Origin of the sequence: Pseudomonas sp. HMWF006, from assembly GCF_003061205.1 — a bacterium.
In the GTDB taxonomy this organism is placed as follows: Bacteria; Pseudomonadota; Gammaproteobacteria; order Pseudomonadales; family Pseudomonadaceae; genus Aquipseudomonas; species Aquipseudomonas monsensis.
Window position 1 is genome coordinate 22,125 of the sequence record NZ_QAIU01000234.1, and the last position, 789, is coordinate 22,913.

The 789-nt window shown below is 62.9% G+C and carries 1 protein-coding gene; it reads right to left on the reverse strand.

What is annotated here, in order from left to right; genetic code table 11:
• The coding region (locus DBR24_RS31835; RefSeq protein WP_371921257.1) for an ATP-binding cassette domain-containing protein at positions 1–789 on the reverse strand (789 nt) is incomplete at both ends.

The following is a 789-nucleotide window of genomic DNA, read 5'->3' on the forward strand; positions in this document are numbered from 1 at the left end:
ACACCATCACTTGCTTGCCGGACTTGTCGGCGGTTTCCAGCTGAATGTTCGCCTTGCCGGTGCGCTCGCGACGCTCGCTGCGCTCAACACGCAGGGCTTTCAGGGCGCGGACACGGCCTTCGTTACGGGTACGACGGGCCTTGATGCCTTGACGGATCCACACTTCTTCCTGGGCCAGACGCTTGTCGAACAGCGCGTTGGCGGTTTCTTCAGCAGCCAGCGCGGCTTCTTTATGCACCAGGAAGCTGGCGTAGTCGCCGTTCCAGTCGATCAGGCCGCCGCGGTCCAGCTCGAGGATGCGTGTGGCGAGGTTTTGCAGGAAAGAACGGTCGTGCGTGATGAACAGCACGGCGCCCTGGAAATCCTTCAGGGCTTCTTCGAGCCAGGCAATTGCACCGATGTCCAGGTGGTTGGTGGGTTCGTCGAGCAACAGCAGATCCGGCTCGGACACCAGCGCCTGCGCCAGCAGCACACGACGACGCCAACCGCCGGACAATTCGGCGAGGGTCTTGTCGGCCGGCAGTTGCAGGCGGCTCAGGGTGCTGTCGACCAGGGTCTGCAAGCGCCAGCCGTCACGAGCTTCGAGGTCGTGCTGGACGTGCATCAGCTTGTCCAGATCGGCATCGGTGACGATGTTCTGGCTCAGGTGATGGTATTCGGCGAGCAAGGCGCCAACGCCATCGAGGCCTTCGGCAACCACGTCGAACACGGTCCGCTCGTCGGCCACCGGCAATTCTTGTGGCAATTCGCCGATTTTCAGACCGGGGGCACGCCACACCGAGCCGTCAT